The organism is Pseudomonas sp. SG20052, from assembly GCF_031766055.1.
In the GTDB taxonomy this organism is placed as follows: Bacteria; Pseudomonadota; Gammaproteobacteria; order Pseudomonadales; family Pseudomonadaceae; genus Aquipseudomonas; species Aquipseudomonas mandelii.
Window position 1 is genome coordinate 2,627,651 of the sequence record NZ_CP134498.1, and the last position, 21,814, is coordinate 2,649,464.

Annotated in this window: 20 protein-coding genes and 1 pseudogene; 14 read left to right on the forward strand and 7 right to left on the reverse strand. The window is 57.4% G+C overall.

Annotated features, from left to right (window positions below; all coding sequences use genetic code 11):
• Nucleotides 1-338: 338 nt before the first annotated feature.
• The 3 genes from RHP74_RS11970 (at nucleotide 339) to RHP74_RS11980 (ending at nucleotide 2,877) form a co-directional block, all read left to right on the forward strand.
• Nucleotides 339-986, forward strand: coding sequence for a hypothetical protein (locus RHP74_RS11970; RefSeq protein WP_311099571.1), 648 nt, complete (start codon nucleotides 339-341; stop codon nucleotides 984-986).
• A 269-nt stretch (nucleotides 987-1,255) separates the two neighbouring features.
• Complete coding sequence (locus RHP74_RS11975; RefSeq protein WP_282410169.1) at nucleotides 1,256-2,383, forward strand: saccharopine dehydrogenase NADP-binding domain-containing protein; 1,128 nt, start codon at nucleotides 1,256-1,258, stop codon at nucleotides 2,381-2,383.
• 2 nt (nucleotides 2,384-2,385) lie between these two features.
• A complete protein-coding gene (locus RHP74_RS11980) occupies nucleotides 2,386-2,877 on the forward strand; it encodes a DUF2269 domain-containing protein (protein ID WP_077749870.1) in 492 nt (163 codons plus the stop codon).
• A gap of 39 nt (nucleotides 2,878-2,916) precedes the next feature.
• Here RHP74_RS11980 and RHP74_RS11985 read toward each other — a convergent pair whose 3' ends face one another.
• Nucleotides 2,917-3,663, reverse strand: coding sequence for an SDR family oxidoreductase (locus tag RHP74_RS11985; RefSeq protein WP_311099576.1), 747 nt, complete (start codon nucleotides 3,661-3,663; stop codon nucleotides 2,917-2,919).
• A 179-nt stretch (nucleotides 3,664-3,842) separates the two neighbouring features.
• Between RHP74_RS11985 and RHP74_RS11990 the strand changes: the two genes are divergently transcribed.
• Nucleotides 3,843-4,412, forward strand: a complete 570-nt coding sequence (locus tag RHP74_RS11990; protein ID WP_311099578.1) for a YceI family protein — start codon at nucleotides 3,843-3,845, stop codon at nucleotides 4,410-4,412.
• 19 nt (nucleotides 4,413-4,431) lie between these two features.
• Here RHP74_RS11990 and RHP74_RS11995 read toward each other — a convergent pair whose 3' ends face one another.
• Entirely contained in the window at nucleotides 4,432-4,875 is a 444-nt protein-coding gene (locus tag RHP74_RS11995; RefSeq protein ID WP_042932138.1) for a hypothetical protein, read from the reverse strand.
• Between the two features lie 297 nt (nucleotides 4,876-5,172).
• Here RHP74_RS11995 and RHP74_RS12000 point away from each other — a divergent pair, with 297 nt between their 5' ends.
• Nucleotides 5,173-6,300 carry a diguanylate cyclase gene (locus RHP74_RS12000; protein WP_311099580.1) on the forward strand — a complete coding sequence of 376 codons (1,128 nt, stop codon included), beginning with the start codon at nucleotides 5,173-5,175 and terminating at the stop codon, nucleotides 6,298-6,300.
• A gap of 105 nt (nucleotides 6,301-6,405) precedes the next feature.
• On the opposite strand, the gene RHP74_RS12005 is transcribed toward RHP74_RS12000, so the two are convergent.
• The gene (locus tag RHP74_RS12005) at nucleotides 6,406-6,846 is read right to left on the reverse strand and encodes a hotdog fold domain-containing protein (RefSeq protein WP_311099582.1); all 441 of its coding nucleotides are present in this window, start codon (nucleotides 6,844-6,846) and stop codon (nucleotides 6,406-6,408) included.
• Nucleotides 6,847-7,008: 162 nt separating this feature from the next.
• On the opposite strand from RHP74_RS12005, the gene RHP74_RS12010 reads away from it, so the two are divergent.
• The 3 genes from RHP74_RS12010 to mqo all read left to right on the forward strand — a co-directional run bounded on the left by RHP74_RS12010 (nucleotide 7,009) and on the right by mqo (nucleotide 10,349).
• Nucleotides 7,009-7,644, forward strand: a complete 636-nt coding sequence (locus RHP74_RS12010) for a TetR/AcrR family transcriptional regulator (protein ID WP_311099584.1) — start codon at nucleotides 7,009-7,011, stop codon at nucleotides 7,642-7,644.
• Between the two features lie 24 nt (nucleotides 7,645-7,668).
• Nucleotides 7,669-8,379 carry a GNAT family N-acetyltransferase gene (locus RHP74_RS12015; RefSeq protein WP_311099586.1) on the forward strand — a complete coding sequence of 237 codons (711 nt, stop codon included), beginning with the start codon at nucleotides 7,669-7,671 and terminating at the stop codon, nucleotides 8,377-8,379.
• A 317-nt stretch (nucleotides 8,380-8,696) separates the two neighbouring features.
• Nucleotides 8,697-10,349 carry a malate dehydrogenase (quinone) gene (gene mqo, locus RHP74_RS12020; RefSeq protein WP_311099588.1) on the forward strand — a complete coding sequence of 551 codons (1,653 nt, stop codon included), beginning with the start codon at nucleotides 8,697-8,699 and terminating at the stop codon, nucleotides 10,347-10,349.
• A gap of 165 nt (nucleotides 10,350-10,514) precedes the next feature.
• Here mqo and RHP74_RS12025 read toward each other — a convergent pair whose 3' ends face one another.
• Genes RHP74_RS12025 through RHP74_RS12035 form a run of 3 tightly spaced genes read right to left on the reverse strand, consistent with a single transcriptional unit; the run spans nucleotide 10,515 to nucleotide 12,568 of the window.
• Complete coding sequence (locus tag RHP74_RS12025; RefSeq protein ID WP_311099590.1) at nucleotides 10,515-11,138, reverse strand: hypothetical protein; 624 nt, start codon at nucleotides 11,136-11,138, stop codon at nucleotides 10,515-10,517.
• 9 nt (nucleotides 11,139-11,147) lie between these two features.
• Nucleotides 11,148-12,041: a glycine zipper family protein gene (locus RHP74_RS12030; protein ID WP_311099591.1), complete on the reverse strand. Its 894-nt coding sequence runs from the start codon at nucleotides 12,039-12,041 to the stop codon at nucleotides 11,148-11,150.
• A complete protein-coding gene (locus tag RHP74_RS12035) occupies nucleotides 12,038-12,568 on the reverse strand; it encodes a PAAR domain-containing protein (RefSeq protein WP_077750538.1) in 531 nt (176 codons plus the stop codon). Before RHP74_RS12035 ends, RHP74_RS12030 begins: the two co-directional genes overlap by 4 nt.
• Before the next feature lie 126 nt (nucleotides 12,569-12,694).
• On the opposite strand from RHP74_RS12035, the pseudogene RHP74_RS12040 reads away from it, so the two are divergent.
• Nucleotides 12,695-12,949: pseudogene (locus tag RHP74_RS12040) on the forward strand (malate:quinone oxidoreductase); the annotation flags it as partial.
• 180 nt (nucleotides 12,950-13,129) lie between these two features.
• On the forward strand, nucleotides 13,130-13,426 hold the full coding sequence (locus RHP74_RS12045; protein ID WP_010459396.1) for a hypothetical protein: 297 nt from the start codon (nucleotides 13,130-13,132) through the stop codon (nucleotides 13,424-13,426).
• An 80-nt stretch (nucleotides 13,427-13,506) separates the two neighbouring features.
• Here the strand turns inward: RHP74_RS12045 and RHP74_RS12050 are convergent, their stop codons facing one another.
• Nucleotides 13,507-14,487 (reverse strand): AraC family transcriptional regulator, encoded by a 981-nt coding sequence (locus tag RHP74_RS12050; RefSeq protein WP_234452952.1) that lies wholly within the window; start codon nucleotides 14,485-14,487, stop codon nucleotides 13,507-13,509.
• Nucleotides 14,488-14,513: 26 nt separating this feature from the next.
• Between RHP74_RS12050 and RHP74_RS12055 the strand changes: the two genes are divergently transcribed.
• The 4 genes from RHP74_RS12055 (at nucleotide 14,514) to RHP74_RS12070 (ending at nucleotide 21,814) form a co-directional block, all read left to right on the forward strand.
• Nucleotides 14,514-15,482 carry an oxidoreductase gene (locus RHP74_RS12055; protein WP_311099596.1) on the forward strand — a complete coding sequence of 323 codons (969 nt, stop codon included), beginning with the start codon at nucleotides 14,514-14,516 and terminating at the stop codon, nucleotides 15,480-15,482.
• A gap of 155 nt (nucleotides 15,483-15,637) precedes the next feature.
• Nucleotides 15,638-17,848 carry an EAL domain-containing protein gene (locus RHP74_RS12060; RefSeq protein WP_311099598.1) on the forward strand — a complete coding sequence of 737 codons (2,211 nt, stop codon included), beginning with the start codon at nucleotides 15,638-15,640 and terminating at the stop codon, nucleotides 17,846-17,848.
• A gap of 163 nt (nucleotides 17,849-18,011) precedes the next feature.
• Nucleotides 18,012-21,011 (forward strand): molybdopterin cofactor-binding domain-containing protein, encoded by a 3,000-nt coding sequence (locus RHP74_RS12065; protein ID WP_010459403.1) that lies wholly within the window; start codon nucleotides 18,012-18,014, stop codon nucleotides 21,009-21,011.
• Nucleotides 21,008-21,814: a xanthine dehydrogenase family protein subunit M gene (locus tag RHP74_RS12070; RefSeq protein ID WP_102615848.1), complete on the forward strand. Its 807-nt coding sequence runs from the start codon at nucleotides 21,008-21,010 to the stop codon at nucleotides 21,812-21,814. Before RHP74_RS12065 ends, RHP74_RS12070 begins: the two co-directional genes overlap by 4 nt.

The following is a 21,814-nucleotide window of genomic DNA, read 5'->3' on the forward strand; positions in this document are numbered from 1 at the left end:
AGTAACCGTTTGTCGGTAGTCTGCCCAAGAAATGAACATTCTAGCCTCTGCGCCCTCTGATCTTTCAGCATGTCACCATGACTCGCTATTGCTGTCGCGAGAAAAGAAGTGGAAAAACAACCTCATGTGCAGTGAATGCAAATGGGGATTTTTTTATCTGAAATTCAGGAGGTAATAACTAAGCCGGTCATTGAATTGCCAGGTAATTCAATGGGCTAAGCAGTGTCAGGTCGACGATTTGGCATATCTTATAAAAAGTAAGATCGCACAGGGTTTGAAGAGCGAAATGCCCTGTTGAAGAACCGATCTGTACTATCGAATAAGGTGGGGAACTTACCGTGGCGATAAATACAATTATGAGCCTGTTGGAAAACAAAGAATGTATGGAATTTTTGCGGCTGGGCGTTATTTACGTTCATTTATTGTCGTGTTGCGTGGCTATTGGCCTGGTGTTGACCAGTGATATTGCAATGGTTAAAGATTTATTGAAGCGGAAAACGTCCACTGGGCATGATCATGCTCACATGGAAAGTCTGCAGAAGTCGGTGGTGGTTGCGTTAATCGCGTTGTGGGTAACCGGTATCGCTGTCATGGGAATTGATTACCTGGATAAAGGTATGAACTACTTCATGAACCCAAAACTTCAAGCCAAAGTTATTATTGTCATGTTGCTGACCTACAACGGCATGTTGTTGCATCGCCTGGTATTGCCCGCTTTGCAAAAGGCCGGCTCCTTACTCGATCTCGGATTCAGCGCACGGATGCTGGCGCTGTTTTGCGTCTCGCTGTCGGCGGTGTCGTGGATGTACGCGGCCATGCTGGGCGTCGGTCGCCCGTTGGCCTGGAAATACTCGCTTTCCGAACTGTTGATGGCGTATCCGGTGCTGATCGCATTGGGTTTCCTGACCATGCTGGTGTTGACTCAGCGAGTCAAACAACAGGACTACGCCGTTTTCTCAGCGCGGACCGTTGCGAGCCAGTGCTAGGCCCGTTCAGCGCGTAAGTTTGGCGGGCTTGTTTTAAAGCCTGGCAGTGGCGACTTTCTTAGTGCAAGGCAATATAGGCCTGCACTGAGAAGGTCGCTTTTTTTTGCCGCCATCTTGGCGCGTAACTGTAAGCGGGCACGGTGAATGGATGCTCGCTTATGGCTAGCGGTGCTTCGCGGCTTGCCTGTCCGTTCGATATCAGTAAAGCTTTGCCGCGCCCGGTCCCGGGCGGGTTGGCTACATGATCCAATGGTTAAGGAAAGCGTTGAATGACACTCAGGGTGATGGTGGTCGGTGGCTACGGAAATTTCGGCAGCATCGTTTGCAGGCATTTAGTTGCGATGCCAGACGTAGAGCTGGTGGTCTCCGGTCGTAACTCACACAAGTTGCAGCGCCAGGTCAATGAATTGAAAACCCAGTCCGGCCGTGTCTGTGAAAGTTGGTGCGGTGATGCCATGGGCAGTGCGTTCGGCTCCGCGCTGAGCGCGATGGGCATCCAGTGGGTCGTGCACACCGGGGGCCCGTTTCAGGGGCAATCCTATGCCGTCGCGCAAAGCTGCATCGACGCGGGCGTGAACTACTGCGATCTGGCTGACTGCCGCACCTTCGTCAATGGCATTGATGTGCTCGACGCGAGCGCAAAACAGGCCGGCGTGGCCGTTCTCAGTGGGTGCAGTTCGGTGCCGACGCTGTCGTCGGCGCTCATCGACCACTATCGATATCGCTTCAAACGCATCGACTCGATTGCGCATGGCATTTCTTCCTCGGCCAAGATGCCCGGCCTCTCGACCGTCGAAGGGGTGCTGGCCTATGCGGGCAAACCAATCAAGCAGCTCAAGAACGGCCAGGTGCACGAAGTGTCGGGCTGGCAGGATTTGACCCTGCGCAAGATGCCGCAATTGGGGACTCGTGTCCTGTCCAATGTCGATGTGCCGGACATGGATATCTTCGCGGCCCGTTACGGCGCCCATACCTTGAGTTTCAAGGCAGGTTCGGGCCTGAAACTCGGTGGCGTGGTCAACTACGTGCTCGCCGAGGCGTTGAGAATCGGGCTGGTGCGAGACTCCGCGGCGTGGGCGGCAAGGCTGCATCGTTGGGGGACGTGGTTTGAGCGATTCGGTGATGGCTTGAGTGCGATGTACATCGACGTCGAAGGGCAGGGCGTTGACGGGCAACCGCTGTCCATGACCGTGCAATTGACGGCGCACAATGACAAGGGCCCTGAAATCCCGAGCTGCGCGGCTGTCGCCCTGGTAGCAAAACGGGTCGCGGGTTACGTGCCGGCACCCGGCGCCCGTCCCTGCGTGGGCGAGATCAGCGTCGACGAGTACATGGCCGCGATCAACGACCCCGCCAATCTGCAGCTGTCCGTGCGCTTTTCTGACGAGCAGGGCTGAGCATGCTCTATCTGTGCCTGAAGTACCTGCACGTCATTGCCGCGATTTTCCTGTTCGGGTTCGGCATGGGCTCCTATCTCTATCTGATCGCGGCCAGTCGCACAGCCAACCCGCAAGTGATCGCGCACGTCGCCAGAATGGTGGTGCGCTTCGACACCTGGATTACCACCCCGGCAGGCTTCATTCAGATCGTCTCCGGTTACCTGCTGATGAAAGTGTCCGGGCTGCCCATGAGCACTGAATGGATTCTGACCTCGTTGATCATTTTCCTGTGCGTGGGGTCATTGTGGCTGCCGGTGTTGGTGCTGCAGAAGCGGCTGCACGGGATGGCGTTGAGCGCGGTGGAGACGGGCGAGGGGCTCGACGCGCAATTCCGGTCGGTCTACCAGAAGTGGTTCTGGATGGGCGTGATGGGTTTTGCGGGGATGTTTGTGATCGTGATGATGATGGTCACGAAGATGACGCCGATGCAGTTGATCGAGGCGGTGGCCTAGCGCAACGGCCACGCCTCATATTTGACCTGGCTTTGTCGCCTAGTGGGTCTCAAGCCACTCCTGAAACCGGGTCGCGCCGACAATGGGATTGGCACCTGGTGTCAGCGACTGGTCATTGATCGGCGCACCGAAGTAAGGGACCGTGTCGTCCGCGACGGTCTGGCGTGGGTCCAGGGTGTGCTTCAAATAGTCGCTCGCGAACTCGATGAGCGGGCGGTTTTCAGGGCCGGCCACTTCGACGGTCTGATTGATCGGTGCTTTCAACGCGATGTCCGTCAGTGCCGCCGCCACATCGGCCGAGGCTACCGGTTGCAGCGCGGCGGACGTCAAGTGAATGGTGTCGCCTTCCTCGCGCCCGGAGTGAGCAATGGCATGGATAAATTCGAAGAACTGCGTGGCCCGCACAATGGTGTAGGGAATGCCCGACTTCTTGATGAGTTTTTCCTGGGCCATTTTCGCCCGGAAGTAACCGCTGCCGAGCATCCGTTCGGTGCCGACCACCGACAGCACAACATGGTGTTTGACGCCGTCGATTTTCTCCGCCGCGATCAGGTTATGCCCGGCGGTTTCGAAGAAGTGCAACGCCGCGTGGTCCTCGAACGAAGGCGAGTTCGACACGTCGACCACCACATCCGCACCTTTCAACGCCTGCGTCAGCCCCTCGCCGCTGATGACATTGACGCCGGTGCTTGGCGACGCCGCCAAGGCTTCATGCCCCAGATCCTGCAGGTTCTGGCAGAGCTTGCTGCCGATCAGCCCGGTGCCACCGATGACGACGATTTTCATGTCCTGTCTCCCGAAGCGGTGAGTGCTTGAATCATTAAACACCTGTGCAGGTGGCCGTATCGGGCGCTGGTGCACGTTGCCGACAGGAGGTCGCAAGTCTCAATGCCTGGTGGAATAAACGGTGGTTCTTTGCTTTAGTCCACCTGTCTGGCCAGCGTGTGCCACGACTGGAGCGCCCCATGAACTCTCGATTCCCGTCGTTTTCCGTACTGGCTGCTGCGCTTGCCTTCGGCTTTTCTCCAGGTGCCGAAGCGGCCGAATACACGCAAGTGAATGAAACCGCCAGCACGATCTCCTTTACGTACAACCAGTTCAGCTCGCGGGTGTACGGCACGTTTGACACGTTCAAGGCCACGCTCGACTTCGACACGGACAACCCCGAGGAGGGCCGTGCCGCGCTGACCATCCAGCTCGACAGCATCGATGCCGGTAGCGAAGACGCCAACACCGAACTGCAAAGGCCCGCCTGGTTCGACACGCAGAAGTATCCCGAGGCGACGTTTGAATCGACCACCGTGAACGCGCTGGGTGACCACCGCTATTCGATCACCGGCAAACTGACGCTCAGAGGCGTCACCCGTGAGGTGACTGTTCCGGTCCTCCTGAAAGAGGAGGAGGCCATCGGGATCTTCGATGGCCAGCTAACGCTCAAGCGTAGCGACTTCAAGGTCGGCGAGGGTGAATGGGGCGACACGGTTGTTTCCGACGACATCATTATCCGGTTTCGGATGGTTGCGCCGCAGCGGTAGTGGTAGCGGTCAGTGGGGTCTAACGGCAAGCATCCGCCACCGCTTTCTCGGCCCGTTCAATTTCCTGCTTGATGTCCGTGGTGATCCGCTGTTCCTTGAACTTCTGTTCGAGAAATTGCTGGCTCCCCTGGTTTTTCAGCTCTGCGTCGGTGGCGGCGTCCTGCGCCTGCAACTCGGCAGCGTGTGCGTCTATGACGGCTTCAACCTCGGCATCATTTTTCGCGGTATCCAGGGAGCTGACCAATTTGCCGACTTCGGCTTTCTCGGCTTCGGCGTAAGCATCGACAGACAGCCCGGCAGCCATCGCTCGTGCTCGAATTTCCACCTCTTCCTTGTGCTGTCGAGCTGCCTTGCACACTGCATCCCGGCGCGCGCGTTCGCCAGTGTTCCATTCTATAAACCCATACGTCGTCACTCCGATCATGGTCAGGGTAATGACGGCGCTGATAAGTTGGGCTCTCACATTGCGCAACCTCAACAGTCAAGTGGATCCGTATGAGTCACTATCGCCCGATTCCATGGGAGGCTTCAAAAGCGTAGCAGGACGAACGCGTTGTACGTTGCCGGCGCAATGTCATTTGGCTCGATGCCTAGGGATAGCTCACTTTGTGCTATTACTTTTCTGACGATTGTCACAGAGGCTTTAAGGGCGCATTACCGTGAATGTGCGGGTACCCACGAGTCGTAATTGTTTGTTTGCCTAGGTGGCAGGATGCCACAATCGTTTTTTTTGTCGCAGCATCATGATCAGGCGGATCAAATGGGTGGCCCAGGATTTCGGCACGACCAGGATGCTTTCATCGCAGCGCAGGTGCGCAGTGATCGATTGCATCAGCTTTTCCACCAGTCATTCCCTGCGATTTTCGGCAGTTTTCTGGCCGCGATCATGCTGTGCGGGCTGTGCTGGGAGCGTTTTGATCACTCCGTCATTTTCACCTGGATAGGGCTGCTGACAGCGTCGTCGTTGCTGCGCCTCCTGATGTTCGTGGCCTGGTTTCGCTGCCCGGACAGTGAGCGCACCCCGCAACGCTGGGAGAAGAAATACGGGTTCACGCTGGTGTTGTCCGCCGGGATATGGGGGGCGGGTGCATTTGCGGTCATGCCGGCAAACGACCTATTGGCCCAGGCACTGGTCATGCTTTTTGCCGTCGGCATGTCGGTCAGCGCGGTGTCGTGTTATTCGGCGTATCGATACATGACGCTGGCGTCCATTGGCCTTGTGTTGTTGCCGTGTACGCTCTGGCTGCTGTTTCAATCGTCAGCGATTCAGGTCGGCATGGCGCTGGCCGTGATTGTGTTCGCCTCATTCGTGGCCAGCGCGACACGCAAACTGGCCGAAGCCCTGGAAACCGCCTTCCTGCTAACCCGCGAAATGGAACGCGCCCATCGCATTGCCACTTACGCCGCACAGACCGATGAACTCACCGGCCTGAAAAATCGCCGCGCTTTTTTCGAGCATGCCCAGCAACTGTTCCATGACTGCCAACACAACCGGTTACCGTTGTGCGCGGTGATGCTGGACATGGATCACTTCAAGCACATCAATGACACCTACGGTCATCAGGTCGGGGATCAGGTGTTGCGGCAAATGGGCGTGATCATCAATCGGTCCTTCCGCGACACGGATGTCTCCGGCAGGCTCGGCGGTGAAGAGTTCGCGATCCTGCTCCCGGATACTTCCATTGAAGTCGCCCTTAACATCGCCGAGCAACTTATCCAGTCGATCGGTGGATTGATGACCGGACCGGTTCACCGTATATCGGCCAGCCTCGGTGTGGCAGCGATGGACATCGGCGATAACGATTTTCAAAGTTTGCTGAATAACGCGGATAAAGCGCTGTATCGAGCCAAGGCGCGTGGGCGTAATCAGGTAGCTGTTTCGGAGTAGGGAGGTAGAAAGGTTTTTCGGCCGTGCTTGAAAGCATTCACGCGATTGGCGGGTTGCGCAATTGTTGTAGCAGCCGGACGCTGGCTGCTACAGGCAGGCGGGCGTTTAAGCGAGCTTCACATTCATGGTGATGCCCGCCGTGAACACCTTCTTGCCTTCGGCATCATGAATATCCACCGGCACGATCTTGTCGCCCTCCGTCCGCCAATCCACCGCCTCGCCATCGGCCACCGCCGTCACATCGCTCTTGGCCTTGGCCAGATACTCGACCGTCATCCCTTTCGGAATCCAGCGCGCACCGGCCGGAATGGACACGTCGGTCATCGTCCCTGCCGCCAGTTCGGCGGCGTTGCACATCGCAATCGCATGAACCGAGCCCAAGTGGTTGGTGATCTCCTTGCTGAACGGCACCTGCACCGTGGCATGACCGGGGCGCAACGCCGAGATCAGCGGCTTGATGGTGCTGAAATAGGGGGCCACCTGGCAGGCCATTTTGCTGAATGCTTCCGGGCCGGCGCTGTTGAACATGCTGAGAAACTGACTCATTTTGAAGCCTCGCTGAGGGATGGTTTTACAGAATGATGTTCCGTAACAGAATAATGTTCTGTTACGGAACAGTATTCTGTCGCGAGGAAATCTGTCAACCTAGCGCAGCTTTCTCACCGGCAGCCGCCTGCCTTGTCATGAATTTTCTGGCCTGTATCCCGCATGGAAACCGCAGATCTACTCGAGCGCAGCTACCCCGGCAGAAGAGCCGAACTCAAGCGCGACATCTTCAGAAAAGCCTTGGCCCTGTTCAACGAACAAGGGCTCGAAGCCACGACCATCGAAATGATCCGCGCCGAATGCGATACCAGCGTCGGCGCGATCTACCATCATTTCGGTAACAAGGAAGGCTTGGTGGCCGCGTTGTTTTTTACGGCGCTGGATGACCAGGCACTGCTTCGTGACAGCTACCTCGCCGAGGCACAGACCACCGAAGAGGGCGTGCACGCGCTGGTCCACAGCTACGTCGATTGGGTCGACAGCCAACCCGAGTGGGCGCGTTTCCAGTACCACGCGCGATTTGCCGTCACCAAAGGGCCGTTCAAGGAAGAACTGGCCACTCGCAACAAAATCCGTAACCAGACACTCGGCCAATGGCTGGCAGAGCCCGGCCGACGCGATGAATTGCGCGCGTTTCCGGCCGAATTGCTGCCGTCGCTGATCATCGGCCAGGCGGACAGTTACTGCCGGGCCTGGTTGTCGGGGAGGGTGGTCGCCAGTCCGAATGCCTACCGGGAATTGCTGGCAGAAGCGGCGTGGCGATCAATCTGTGACAATAGCCGCGCCGAAACCCAGTAAAGCGATCCCGGAGTCAGAATTTCAATGCCCGAACTCACCCACTTCGACGCCCCGTGCCCGGAGCCCATCAACAGCCAGATCCTGCAGATGGTCGTTGACAACCTGACCGACATCAGCATGGTCGGCATCGTGCCGAGCAACCCGCTGTACAACGTGTATCAGTACGCGGTCGGTTACGAAGTGCATCTGTACCTGGAAGCCCTCGGCGGGTCCAAGGACATTGCGGTCGAGTTGATCGTCGCCACCGACGATGAAAACCCTGAAAAGGTCATCGGCTTTCTGCTGTACCTGCCGGTCAAGGACGATCCCGAAGCCTGCGGCGTGGCCTACATGGCCGTTGACTCGGGTCATCGCCGCCGAGGCGTCGCGCGGACCATGCTGCAAGACATGATCAGCCGCTACCCCCACGCCGAACTGACCTGCACCGTGGCCAAGGTGCCGTGGTTCGAGTCGATGGGTTTTCAGGTGCTGGGCGTGCGCGGCACGCAGGTGCTGATGAACACCCGCGACCACAGCAGCGAAGGCTTGATGGGACTGTTGGATGTCACATTTATCTACAGTTCTCTAGAGGTTCGGCAGATACATAACTACTTGCTGCAAAAACACGGAAAGCGCGCGATGGTCGATGCCGAAAAGCAACGCGACCGGCATCTGGACCAAATGACCCACAACGCCAAGGTGTTTGTGCTGAATCGTTTGGGCCGGGACGCGGCGAACGAGCCCCGTCTGGACTAGACTCATAAGTCCTTTTGGGAGCGCGTGGTCGTCCTGCCATGATATTCTGCGCGCCAACTTGGTTTGACCTATTCAGTTGGCCCGTCCTTGAGACGTGCCGACAGGATCAATGTCGCTCAAGTAGCTGAAGCCAATAATGATAAAAAGTCAGTTCAGTAGGGACATATAAATTGAGGTCGATGCAGACAGTCGGCCTTGTGTGCCCACCCTTCGATTCTTGTGTACGAGCACCCACGACGTCCTGCCTGAATGTCATGAACCAAGGGGCCGTGAGCGGGAATGGAAGGGCGGATGGCGTTTTATCATAGGTGCTACAGATGTTTAAGAAAATGAACACGGCCCTGCTGGGGCTGGCTTTGTCGATGGGGATCACGTCCGTTCACGCGGCAGAGGCAAAGAAAGTCGATGTACTGCTGATCGGCGGCGGCATCATGAGCGCGACCCTGGGTGTCTGGCTCAACGAGCTGGAACCTGGCACTTCGATGGAAATGATCGAGCGCCTCGACGGCGTCGCTCTGGAGAGCTCCAACGGCTGGAACAACGCCGGTACCGGTCACTCCGCCCTGGCCGAGTTGAACTACACCCCGGAAGACGACAAGGGCAACGTACAGATCCCGAAAGCCGTTGAAATCAACGAAGCGTTCCAGATCTCCCGTCAGTTCTGGGCCTGGCAGGTTCAGCAAGGCGTGCTGAAAAACCCGCGTTCGTTCATCAACTCCACGCCGCACATGAGCTTTGTGTGGGGCGATGACAACATCAAGTTCCTGAAAAAGCGCTACGAAGCCCTGCAAGCGAGCCCGCTGTTCGCCGGCATGCAGTACTCCGAAGACCCGGCTGTGATCAAGAAGTGGGTTCCGCTGATGATGGAAGGGCGCGACCCGAACCAGAAAATCGCGGCCACCTGGAGCCCGATCGGCACCGACGTCAACTTTGGCGAAATCACCCGCCAGTTCGTCGCGCACCTGCAAACCACACCGAAGTTCGACTTGAAACTGTCTAGCGAAGTGCAAGACATCACCAAGAACGACGACGGCACCTGGCGCGTCAGCTACAAAAACCTGAAAGACGGCACCAAGTCCGAAACCGACGCCAAGTTCGTGTTCATCGGCGCGGGCGGCGGTGCACTGCACCTGCTGCAGAAGTCCGGTATTCCTGAAGCCAAGGAATACGCAGGCTTCCCGGTAGGCGGCTCGTTCCTCGTCACCGAAAACCCGACCCTCGCCGAACAACACCTGGCCAAGGCCTACGGCAAAGCCTCCGTTGGCGCACCGCCAATGTCGGTTCCGCACCTGGACACCCGTGTCCTGGACGGCAAGCGCGTCATTCTGTTTGGCCCATTCGCGACCTTCAGCACCAAGTTCCTGAAGGAAGGCTCGTACCTGGACCTGCTGACCACCACCACCACGCACAACGTGTGGCCAATGACCAAAGTCGGCATCAAGGAATACCCGCTGGTCGAGTACCTCGCCGGCCAACTGATGCTGTCTGACGAAGACCGCCTCAACGCCCTGAAAGAATACTTCCCGAACGCCAAAGCCGAAGACTGGCGCCTGTGGCAAGCCGGCCAACGCGTGCAAATCATCAAGCGTGATGAAGCGGCGGGTGGCGTGCTGAAGCTGGGCACCGAGATCGTTGCATCGCAAGACGGCACCATTGCCGGCCTGCTGGGCGCATCGCCGGGCGCCTCGACGGCTGCACCGATCATGCTGACCGTGCTGCAGAAAGTGTTCAAGGACAAGGTGGCTTCGCCTGCCTGGCAGGAAAAGCTGCATCAGATCGTGCCGAGCTATGGCACTCAGCTGAACGGCAGCCCTGAGAAGGTTGCGCAGGAGTGGGCTTACACCGCCAAGGTGCTGCAACTGACTCCGCCGCCAGCGATTGGTCAGGTAGCGGCTCCGGCTGCTGCTCCGGCTGCTGCTGATAAGGCGAAAGCGCCGAAGGCTAATGCTGCCAGTGATATGGCTTTGTAAGTAGAAGCGTAATCAGAGAAAGCCCACTGATCGGAGACGGTCAGTGGGCTTTTTTGTGCTTCAAACTCAGCACTTGCTGGCCCGTAATATCCAAGACTGACACCGCCTCTGTGGCGAGGGAGCTTGCTCCCGGTGGGCTGCGGAGCAGACCCGTTCAGGCCATGCTCATTCAGAGCGGTACATCAATTCCAAGCGTTCTATCCACTCGTTTGTAGCGCCAAATCTTGCGTAATACTTCATTCTTTCCAGGTCACTCAATTGAGTGAGGAAGGGAATGAAGTAATTGTCGTTGTAGTACCCTTGAGCACCTTGCATCTCTCCACCCCACCAGGAAGGGTTGTACCCTTCAAACGCTATCCATGGGGGAGGAGGGGCAAAATTCTCGCGCAAAATAACATTCATGAAATCGATGCTGTTCGTAACCATTCGAACAGTTGTTGAGTTGAACTCTCTTGTGGAAGTAAAAAATACTAATTGCTCGTTTTTTTCATCGTTAACATAGTGCTTTGCAGGTAGCTCATTAAATATTTTTTCAGATGTGTATTTAAAATTTGCTTCGACGAACGCCAGAAATTTATGAGTGTCTGCGTGCTCAATTAAAAATGAAGAATAAAAGGCTGGAATACCCAGTCCTTCTAAAGATGATGTTTTGGGGTAGTAGGGCAGCCGACTCATTTCGCTTGTTGAAGGATCAGCGAAAATGGTTTTTAGCTCTGAAATGGAGTATCCAGCAATTTGCTCTTCTGGTTCTTGCTTCATGAAGGATTTGAAACGACTAAAAAAACTCATCACCAGACCTCAGTCTTGTACGTAATCAGTAAGCCAGGTTGCACCCAAATAACCCGCCGTACCGAAGATAATTCCACCAACAGCAGCACTGACAATTGCTCCTGGGCCCGTTTCTATACCAACAGCAGCACCTACCGCCAGGCCAATCCGTCCTCCCGCGATTGCGGCTCCCCAACCTCCAGCTTGCTTGACTACTTCGACCGAGATCGGTTTGACGCTATTTTGCTTGATTGACTCATCTGTAGCCAACTTCAAGTCATAGGCGGTAAAACCGATGGCAAAAACCCTTACAACTCTCGCTCCCTTAATCAACATGTTTGTTGCTTTGTAGGAACTTGGGGTAAAGACTGCTTTGGCCGGTACTTTTTCAGCCTGAACCAGTACTTCTTTGTCTATATTCTTAACCCAATCTGCGATTTGGTCTATCTGGACGACTTTCTTTGGGGCGACTTTTTTGTATTCGTCGAGTGACTTTAATATCTCTTCGGTGGATACAAGCTTTGCACCTGCTGCTTTTGCTTTTTCTATATCAATGTAAACGGTCTTGCCCTCGAATCGCGGCGACCCGTTTGGAAATTCAGAGCTGGTAGATAGATAGCTGGACGGATGTTTTCTGCTGCTAAATACGTGCTCCGCTACCGTGGCGTTGGATTTCGGGTCTATAGGTATCATGCCAAATTTTTCCGGCCATACCTCGTGCTTGATTTGAAACGCGGGGAGGTTCTTTGCGACAAGGTGAGGATTATCTGGTGAGGAGTAGATTTTGCGAACTAGAAAGCCATCTTTACCTATTTCATCGACGACAACGAACAAGTGAATGTTGGCAGGCATTGAATAGCCAGGCACATTGCTAACCGACCCGGCCTGTTGATTTGTAGGGACTTTACAAGAAAACTCAGTCATGCATCGCCCCACTTTTCAAGCGCGGCAACACCTGTGGTGATTTCCAGCGTTTCCTGTTTTTTGGTTGTGATTCGTGGCGTATGTCCTGACTCGTCAGAAAAGCCGGTGTAAACCCGGCCTGCTTCATCTTTGATGTGATAGGGCACATAGGCAAGAGGCTGGCCGTCGCTCCCGAGAATACGAAACTGCTCATTGAATGGCTGCAACCACAGCGGCATAGGTAAGGGCGGGACGAAGTCCGCAGGCGAGTGGACGTTGCCAATGATCACCGTTCCGGAGCCACTCACCACGTTATTGCCGTGGGCACCAACACTGCCGACCGTTGCGGCGGGTTTACCGTTTATAAGAACGGTAGAAGCGACCTCTCCTACAATGGGGCTGCCGCACGTACTTTTGTCGTCTTGGCGAGCAGCAGCCAACCCGTCAAAGAATACGTCGGGAGAGCCAGCGGCGATGGGGTTTACTCCGTGGCCGGGTAGCGGACAGCTTGTGGGATCCGTGACTCGGGCAGCAGGTTTTCCAGCCATTTTGAACGTCCTTGTAAAATGTGAAGTGGAGGATTGTTACACAAAGAATCCGCTGACAACCATGGCCATCCTTTTTAGCCCATTCACGACCAATACTTCCCGAACGCCAAAGCCGAAGACTGGCACCTACAGAAAGTGTTCAAGGACAAGGTGGCTTCGCCTGCCTGGCAGGAAAAGCTGCATCAGATCGTGCCGAGCTATGGCACTCAGCTGAACGGCAGCCCTGAGAAGGTTGCGCAGGAGTGGGCTTACACCGCCAAGGTGCTGCAACTGACTCCGCCGCCAGCGATTGGTCAGGTAGCGGCTCCGGCTGCTGCTCCGGCTGCTGCTGATAAGGCGAAAGCGCCGAAGGCTAATGCTGCCAGTGATATGGCTTTGTAAGTAGAAGCGTAATCAGAGAAAGCCCACTGATCGGAGACGGTCAGTGGGCTTTTTTGTGGGGAGTGGTTTTCGAGGGGGTAGATTCATCTGGGCTCACATCTCGGTGCTTCATCCAAAGCCTGTCTCAACGCATCAAAAATTTTGAACCGCCTTTGGACGCGCTCGCCTAATGATTAGCTTGTGAACGAATCGCACAGGCAATGTGCCAATACCGGCATTTTCCGAGAGGTGGTCAACGTGGCTAAAGACGAGAAGAAAAGCAAAGGTGATGCTTCGAACGCCAGCAAGGATTTGAAAGACAAAAAGTCATCGAAGGCAAAGAAATCAGCTGCGGCCTCGGCTCTTTCGAAATCTTCCGAAAAGAAAGACAAGAAAAAAGATGCCGAACCGAAGAAATCTGCAAAAAAAGCTGATAGCAAGCCAGACAAGGCTAAGAAATCAGACAAGGCAGAAAAGCCGGCGAAAAAGAAAAAGTGACCTCTGCGATCTGCTAGGGCGTTACGCCCTAGCTTCCTCAGGCCAAATTGCGAGCAAGCCTGGCCCACCTCAATACCCGGTTATCGCAGTGCTTCGCGTCGATATTGTCCGGGCGATTTTCCGTGAACACGGCGGAACGCGACTCCAAAGGCAGCATCCGACAGATAACCCAGCGAAGCGGCAACGGTAGCGACGTTGTCCGTGCCATCGCGCAACCTCGACGCCGCCACTTGCATGCGCCATCGCGTGACATATTCGCCGGGCGACTGCCCCACGCGCGTCTTGAATAATGCAGTAAAGCCAGAGCGGGACATGCAAGCCATATCCGCCATTTCAGCCAGCCTCAAAGATTTTTCGGGTGCGCCATGAATGGCACGCAACACCTTGGCGATGACCGGATCTCGAAGTCCTCCCAGCCAATTCAAATCAGTAGAGTCGGCGGCGGTGATGCGATGGCGAAGCACGTGAATGAAGATCAGCCGCAGTAGATCGTTGCACATTGCATGCGCGCCAGCTTGATTCGATTGCCACTCACGATCCAGTTCATCCAGCAGCCAGCCAAACGACGATGCGCCTCCGGACCCGGCGCGGATGATGAGTGCAGGCGGCAATGCATCGAGCAACTCCATCGCCGCAGGACCGACAAGTGAAACGCTGCCGCCCAGCAACTCGACATCGTCACCCACGCCGAACATTGCCGACGCCCCCGCATGGGAAAACACATCGGAGGCATTTATCGCCTCCACATCCGGCCCGCTGGCCAGAACGAACGGCGTACGAGCAACGACAAAACAGTCGCCAGCCCTCAGATGACAAGGCGCCATGCCGTCCATGCGCAACCAGCACTCGCCTCGTCGCACGACATTGAATTTCAATTCGATGGGCCGGAACTGTAATGCCCAAGTGCCGCCTGCCTGCAATCGCACGGAGCAGGCGGCACGCAGTCCTGACAGCGCCAGGACTTCGGACAATGGATCAGAAACTGAATTTTGGATGATCACGATAGAAAACCGGGTTTCTTGAGCTGTTTCGTCCAGCGAGCTTAGTGAAGAATCGAGCACTTCGATACCTGCGAGGGAGATTTCTCATGCCGACGCTTCAAAACCCCATTCACTCCGACTTCAATTCCGCCAGTACCGCCGCCGAGGTCATGGCAGGTGTTGACCTGACCGGCAAAATTGCGATCGTCACCGGCGGTTATTCGGGAATCGGACTGGTCACCACGAAGAGCCTGGCTGCCGCCGGCGCGCACGTTATCGTTCCCGCCCGAGATCCGGTCCGGGCCCTGGCTGCCCTGGCAGAGGTCAAGCGGGTCGAAGTACTGGAGATGGACTTGATGCAACCCGCATCGGTTGAAGCCTTCAGCCTACGCATGCTCAACAGTGGCCGTCCGATCTCGCTGCTGATCAACTGCGCCGGGGTCATGGCCTCGCCACTGACGCGAGACGGCGATGGGCATGAAAGTCAGTTCGCTACGAACCATCTCGGTCATTACCGCCTGACTTGCGGGCTGTGGCCGGCACTGATTGCCGCGGGTGCGGCGCGCGTGGTTTCGGTCTCGTCACGAGGGCATCAGATCGCCGGGGTGGATTTTGACGACATCGATTTTTTGCGCCGGCCATACGACAAGTGGGTGGCGTACGGTCAGTCGAAAACCGCCAACGCACTGTTTGCGTTGGCGCTCGACAAACTCGGACGTCATCGCGGCGTGCGGGCATTCTCGCTGCACCCGGGGCAAGTCCTGACCAGCCTCGGACGCCATCTGAGCAGCGCCGAAATAGCCGCATTCGACGTGCTGGATGAGCACGGTCGGCAGCGCCTGAACCCGGAGATCGGACTCAAGACACTGGAACAGGGCGCTGCAACCGGCCTGTGGTGTGCGACCAGCGCCACGCTTGCAACCTTGGGCGGTGTTTACTGCGAAGATTGCAATATCGCCTCTATCAACGAATCGGAGACGGGACGCAAGGGCGTGGCCAGATGGGCAGTCGATCTTGAGTATGCCGAGCGTCTTTGGGCCGCATCGGAGCAATGGACAGAGATGACAGTTTCATAAATCTGATACTGTTTTTTATGTTGGATCTGAGTCTTTTTTTAGTGCGTCGGTGCTCTATAGAGTGCGCGTCCGACGCACTAGTGGACAGTGATCGGCCGCCTACTATTTCTGGCTCTCTGAAGACCGGACGACCTCGAGAGTCTTCAGGAACCACCATGAATACTCGTCCTGGTTTTCGCAGCAAGACACTCCCCGAATCGCAACGTGACATTCTCGGTATGATCGCGACCGATCATCATCTGGGCGACATACTCTGCGCCATCTGCCAGATGCACGACGCACAGGCCCCCGAAACCTTCTGTTCGATACTGCTCACTGATGCCGAGGGCAAACGCTTGCTGAGCGGCGCGGCGCCCAGCCTTCCGGTCGAATACAGTGACGCGATTCATGGAATGGCCATTGGTCCACAGGAAGGAACCTGCGGCACCGCTGCGTTCCGGCGCGAGCTTGTAGTCACCGAAGACATCGCCCGGGACCCCAACTGGGAGCGTTTCCGCAGCCTGGCGCTGGGGCATAACCTGCGTTCCTGCTGGTCGGTGCCTTTGCTCTCCCATCAGGGACGCGTGTTGGGTACATTTGCCCTGTACCAGAACCGCGTCCATGCGCCGGACGAGGCGCAGATTCAACGACTGGACCGCGCGGCCCAACTGGCAGTCATTGCGATTCGTCATGAGCGTGATGGCCAACGACTGGAGGAAAGCGAACAACGTTTTCGTTCATTGTTCACCTACAACCCCCACCCCGTGTTCTCCCTCGATCTGTTCGGCAATATCCAAAGTGTGAACGCAGCAGGCCTGAAGCTGAAACCGTACACCGCAACCGATTTCATTGGTCATCACTTTTCCCATCTGGTACTCGAAGAGGACCTGGAGCGGGTCAGTCAGCATTTTTCCGCAGCCCGCGCCGGAGAACCTCAGCGCTTCGAGGCACGGGTTCTCGACGAGAGTGACAATCTGCTGACCATGGACATCTCTAACCTGCCGATCATGGTCAACGGAGAAATCGTCGGGGTATTCGGCATTGCCCGGGACATCAGCGAGCAGAAGCATTACGAGCGCCAGTTGAGCTTCAACGCCAGCCATGACCGGCTGACCGGCTTGCTCAACCGTGTTTCGCTTGAAGAACGGCTTGTTCTGGATTGTCACATCAGTCGTCGGCGCAAGCGTCGTCTGGCGGTGATGTGCATTGATCTGGATGGATTCAAATCCATCAACGATTCGATCGGACACTACTTCGGCGATCAGGTGCTGATTGAGGTGGCGCAGCGTATGACCCAGCAGATTCGTCCCGGCGATACCATCGTGCGCATGGGCGGTGATGAATTTATCGTTCTGCTGCCGGACTTGCTTCGTGATGAGGACGTTGTACCGGTAGCCGAGCGATTGATGGCCAACATTGCCAGGCCCTACTGCATCCAGGGCATTGACCTGCACCTGAGCGCAAGTGTCGGCATCACCCTGAACGATGGTCACATCGAGCAGCCGATGCAGTTGATCCAGCAGGCTGACATGGCCATGTACAAAGCCAAGCAGCAAGGGCGCAACAACTTTCAGTGGTACACCAGCGATCTTAATCAGCGCGTTTGCGAGCACGCGAGCCTGCGCAATGACCTGCAAAAGGCTATCGAGACCCAGTCGCTCAAGCTGCATTATCAACCGCAGATAGAAGCGCGCACCGGGCGAGTGGTCGGGATCGAAGCGTTGCTGCGCTGGGAGCATCCGGAAAAAGGATTTATCTCACCCGCGGTGTTTGTGCCGGTGGCAGAGGACAGTGGTCAGATCATCCCGCTGAGCCTTTGGGTTCTCGATACGGCCTGCGCACAGCTGCACCAGCTAGGCGAGCAGGGCATCACGGGCATTTCGATGGCCGTGAATATTTCGCCGATGCATTTCCAGCGTGGTCAGTTCGTGGAATGTATCCAGGCGGTGCTGAGCAAACACGGCCTCAGCGCCGGACAGTTGGAACTGGAGATTACTGAGTCGCTCTTGCTGCATAACGTTGAACAGGCGATCGACACGTTGCACCGGCTTAAGGCATTGGGGGTACGCATTGCTCTCGATGATTTCGGCACCGGTTTTTCCAGCCTCAGCTACCTCAAGCGTTTGCCCATCGACAAGATCAAGATTGACCGCTCGTTCATCCAGGAAATCGCTACCGACCCTCACGATGCAGCGATCACCCAAGGCATTATTTCCATGGCCCATCACCTCAGTCTGACGGTGGTCGCCGAGGGCGTGGAAACGGCGTCCCAGGTGGATTTCCTGAAGGGCAGTCGTTGCGATATTTTTCAGGGGTATTACTTCGCCAAACCGATGCCTTGTGCAGAAATCGAAGCTTTCCTGAGCCATCCCGCGTCCCATCCCTGACCGGCCATTATGTCGGGTCTCAGTCCTGAAAATCAGACGCTAAGGCAAATTTTCAGACTCCAGCGCAGAACTCCCTCTCCTCAGGCAAGGCGCTCCCCGCGCCTTTCTCACACACTCGGCTCTAACGCTATCGCGCTGCACAACAACAAGAGCCGCGAAAAAAATGACTACTTTCCAGCCTGCTACCGAAAGCCCGACCAGCCACATCGGCGCCCGTCAGACCCGTGTCGAGGACGCCGCATTGTTGCGCGGCCTCGGCTGCTATGCCGATGACGCTGCGATCCCTCCGGGAACGCTACACGCGGCGATCATCCGCTCACCCCACGCTCATGCACGTATCACCTCGGTGGACTTTTCCCGTGCGCTGCTGATGAAAGGCGTGCATGGCGTGCTGGTCGGCGAAGACGTCAAACGCTGGGCGCTGCCGTTCCCGGTGGGGGTGCGGCAGCCGATGGAGCACTGGTGCGTCGCCGTCGACAAAGTGCGTTACGTCGGAGAGCCGGTGGCCGTGGTGATCGCCGAGAGCCGCTATCTGGCCGAGGACGCCATCGAAGGGGTGCGCGTTGAATACGAGCCGCTGCCACCGATCATCGATCCTGAACTGGCCACTGCCGAACAGGCGCCGGTCCTGCACGAAGCAGTCGGCAGCAACGTGGTCAATGAGCGGCACTTTCGTTATGGCGAGCCGGAGCAGGCCTTCGAGCAGGCGCCGCACAAGGTCTCGCTCAAAGTAAAGTTTCCGCGCAGTTCCTGCACGCCCATCGAATGCTATGTGGTGCTGGCTCAGTACGAGCGCGCCACCGGCATTTATGACGTGCTGGCCAATTTTCAGGGCCCTTATGCGTTGCACACGGTCATGGCCAGGGCACTGAACGTGCCCGGTAACCGCTTGCGTTTACGCACACCGAAAGATTCCGGCGGCAGCTTTGGCATCAAGCAAGGGGTTTTCCCTTACGTGGTGATGATGGGCCTGGCGTCACGCAAGGTCGGTGCACCGGTGAAGTGGGTCGAGGACCGTCTGGAACATCTTCAGGGGGCTTCTTCGGCGACCAATCGGGTGACCGAAATTGAAGCGGCGGTAGAAGCCGATGGCCGCATCACCGCGTTGCGTTATGACCAGATCGACGATTGTGGCGCCTACCTGAGAGCGCCCGAACCGGCGACTTTTTACCGCATGCACGGCAACCTGACGGGAGCCTACGCGATCCGCAATTTGCAAGTGCGTAACCGGGTGGTGCTGACCAACAAAACCCCTTCCGGCCTGAACCGGGGTTTCGGTGGACCGCAGGTGTATTTCGCCCTGGAGCGGCTGCTGCAACACATCGCCGTGCAGTTGAAGCTTGATCCGTTGGATGTGATCCGCCGCAACCTGGTGCCGGCCGATGCCTTCCCTTATCGCGCGGCTGCCGGTGCGTTGCTCGATTCCGGCAACTACCAGGCTGGCATTGCCTTGGCGGCGGCTGATGGCGGTCTCGACGAGTTGCTCAAACGTCGTGATCAGGCGCGTGCCGAAGGCCGGATCTATGGCATTGGTTATGCCGCTGTCATCGAACCGTCGATTTCCAACATGGGCTACATCACCACTGCGATGACACCCGAAGAGCGGCGCAAGGCCGGTCCGAAAAACGGCGCTGTCGCCACCGCAACCATCAACGTCGGCCCGTTGGGTGACGTCAGTGTGCATGTGTCCTCGGCACCGCAAGGGCAGGGCCATCAAACCACCGTCGCTCAAGTCGTCGCCGAAGTGCTTGGGGTTGCGCTGGAATCCATCGTGGTCAACGTCGAGCTGGACACCCAGAAGGACGCCTGGTCGATTGCCTCGGGCAACTATTCCAGCCGCTTCGCCGGCGCTGTGGCCGGTGCCGTTTACAAAGCCGCGCTGAAGATCCGCGATCGCCTCGCCGCGATTGCCGCCGAGCAATTGCAGGCCAGTCCCGAAGATATTCGTTTCGCCGGCGGCAAGATATTCGTGGTCAATGGCGGGGCGGTAGCGCCATTTCATCGGATTGCCGGTGCGACCCACTGGTCGCCGGGCCTGCTGCCGGAAGGGGAAAACGGCGGTCTGCGTGAAACCGCCTTCTGGAGCCCGCCGCAATTGGAGGCACCGGACGACAAGGATCAGGTCAACAGCTCGCTGTGCTACGGCTTTGTCTTCGACATCTGCGGTCTGGAAATCGACCGCATGACCGGCGAGATCCACATCGATCGCTACGTCACCTGCCATGACGCCGGCCGCCTGCTCAACCCGGCGCTGGTCGATGGCCAGATTCGTGGCGGCTTCACCCAAGGGCTCGGCGCGGCGCTGATGGAAGAGTTCGCCTACGGCGAGGACGGTAGTTTCCTCAGCGGGACCTTCGCTGATTATCTGGTGCCGACCGCACCGGAAGTGATCGAACCGATGATCCTGCACATGGAAACGCCATCGCCCTTCACCCCATTGGGCGCCAAGGGGGTGGGCGAGGGCAACAATATGAGCACGCCGGTGTGCGTCGCCAACGCGGTGGCCGATGCCCTGGGTCGCTCGGACATCCGTCTGCCACTGACGCCATCGAAAGTACGCACGCTGATCGGGATCGACGAGCCGCCACGGCCCGCCGGTATGGAGCCCGATGAAAACCTGGACGCAGTACCTGCCGGTGGACCGGCACTGCGGGCCAACGACTCGGTGGTGATTCCTGCTTCGCCGCAACAGGTCTTCGACACCTTGCTCGACCCGCAGACGCTGGCGGCGATCATTCCCGGTTGTCACGACCTCGTGCTTGAAGGCGAAAACCGTTACCGCGCAGACGTCACCGTCGGCGTCGGCATGATCCGTGCGCGCTTCGAGGCCAAGGTTGCCCTGAGTGATCTGGACCCGCCGCATTCGTTGCGTCTGTCCGGATCCGGCAGCAGTTCGATGGGCTCGGCCCAGGGCCAGGCCAAGGTGCGTTTCGTCGAACTGGAAAATGGCCACACGCGTCTGGAATACCAATATCAGGTGGCGGTCAGCGGCAAGGTCGCCGCGGTCGGCGGCCGAATGCTGCAAGGGGCCTCGAAAGTGATCATCGGACAAATATTTACTCGCCTGTCACAACGGGTCAGCGGCCAAGCCATCTCCACCGGCTGGTGGGCGCGATTGCGGGCCTCGCTTGGCGCGCTGTTTGGCAAGGGAGGTGCGCAATGAAACCGGCTGCTTTCGATTACGTTCGGGCTGATACCCGTCGTCAGGTGGTTGAGTTGCTCGCCGAGTACGGCCAGGAAGCTCGCATCATCGCCGGTGGCCAATCGCTGATGGCGGTGCTGAACATGCGCCTGGCTCAACCCAAGTTGCTGATCGATATCAATCATGTGGCTGAGCTGGCCTATATCGAACTGCGCAAGGATTGCCTGGCGGTAGGTGCCGGGGTACGGCAGGCACAGTTGCTCGCGCGTTCGACCCTGATGGACGAGGTGCCTTTATTGGCGCTGGCAATGCCTTGGATCGGTCACTTCCAGACGCGTAATCGCGGCACAGTCTGCGGTTCGGTGGCTCATGCCGACCCGAGCGCCGAGTTGCCGCTGTGCCTGGTGACGCTGGGTGGCGAGATCGTTCTGGAGTCGAAAAAAGGCAAGCGCATTGTCAAGGCTGCTGACTTCTTCCAAGGCATTCTCACCACCGACAAGCGTGCGGATGAACTGGTCGTCGAGGTGCGCTTTCCGCTCAAGCGCGAAGGCATTACCTATCGCTTCCGCGAGATCGCCATGCGCCACGGCGACTTTGCAATTGTCTCCCTGGCCGCAGCCATCGGCGCGGATCAGGTCGAACTGGGCATCGGCGGGGTCGCCGACCGTCCGCAACGTCGCAGCCTGCCTCGTGGTGCGGCGCTGCCGGACGCGCTCAATCAAACCGCCTGGTCGCTCGATGCACAAGACGATGTGCAGGCCAGCGCTGCCTATCGCCGCCAACTGATTCGCGAGCTGGGTCACCAGCTGATCGAAGGAGTCTGA

Coding starts and splice junctions, on each gene's coding strand:
- RHP74_RS11975 (WP_282410169.1), top strand. CDS start 1,256: ATGACACTCAGGGTGATGGTGGTCGGTGGCTACGGAAATTTCGGCAGC.
- RHP74_RS11980 (WP_077749870.1), top strand. CDS start 2,386: ATGCTCTATCTGTGCCTGAAGTACCTGCACGTCATTGCCGCGATTTTC.
- RHP74_RS11985 (WP_311099576.1), bottom strand. CDS start 3,663: ATGAAAATCGTCGTCATCGGTGGCACCGGGCTGATCGGCAGCAAGCTC.
- RHP74_RS11990 (WP_311099578.1), top strand. CDS start 3,843: ATGAACTCTCGATTCCCGTCGTTTTCCGTACTGGCTGCTGCGCTTGCC.
- RHP74_RS12000 (WP_311099580.1), top strand. CDS start 5,173: ATGGGTGGCCCAGGATTTCGGCACGACCAGGATGCTTTCATCGCAGCG.
- RHP74_RS12005 (WP_311099582.1), bottom strand. CDS start 6,846: ATGAGTCAGTTTCTCAGCATGTTCAACAGCGCCGGCCCGGAAGCATTC.
- RHP74_RS12010 (WP_311099584.1), top strand. CDS start 7,009: ATGGAAACCGCAGATCTACTCGAGCGCAGCTACCCCGGCAGAAGAGCC.
- RHP74_RS12015 (WP_311099586.1), top strand. CDS start 7,669: ATGCCCGAACTCACCCACTTCGACGCCCCGTGCCCGGAGCCCATCAAC.
- mqo (WP_311099588.1), top strand. CDS start 8,697: ATGTTTAAGAAAATGAACACGGCCCTGCTGGGGCTGGCTTTGTCGATG.
- RHP74_RS12025 (WP_311099590.1), bottom strand. CDS start 11,138: ATGAGTTTTTTTAGTCGTTTCAAATCCTTCATGAAGCAAGAACCAGAA.
- RHP74_RS12030 (WP_311099591.1), bottom strand. CDS start 12,041: ATGACTGAGTTTTCTTGTAAAGTCCCTACAAATCAACAGGCCGGGTCG.
- RHP74_RS12035 (WP_077750538.1), bottom strand. CDS start 12,568: ATGGCTGGAAAACCTGCTGCCCGAGTCACGGATCCCACAAGCTGTCCG.
- RHP74_RS12055 (WP_311099596.1), top strand. CDS start 14,514: ATGCCGACGCTTCAAAACCCCATTCACTCCGACTTCAATTCCGCCAGT.
- RHP74_RS12060 (WP_311099598.1), top strand. CDS start 15,638: ATGAATACTCGTCCTGGTTTTCGCAGCAAGACACTCCCCGAATCGCAA.
- RHP74_RS12065 (WP_010459403.1), top strand. CDS start 18,012: ATGACTACTTTCCAGCCTGCTACCGAAAGCCCGACCAGCCACATCGGC.
- RHP74_RS12070 (WP_102615848.1), top strand. CDS start 21,008: ATGAAACCGGCTGCTTTCGATTACGTTCGGGCTGATACCCGTCGTCAG.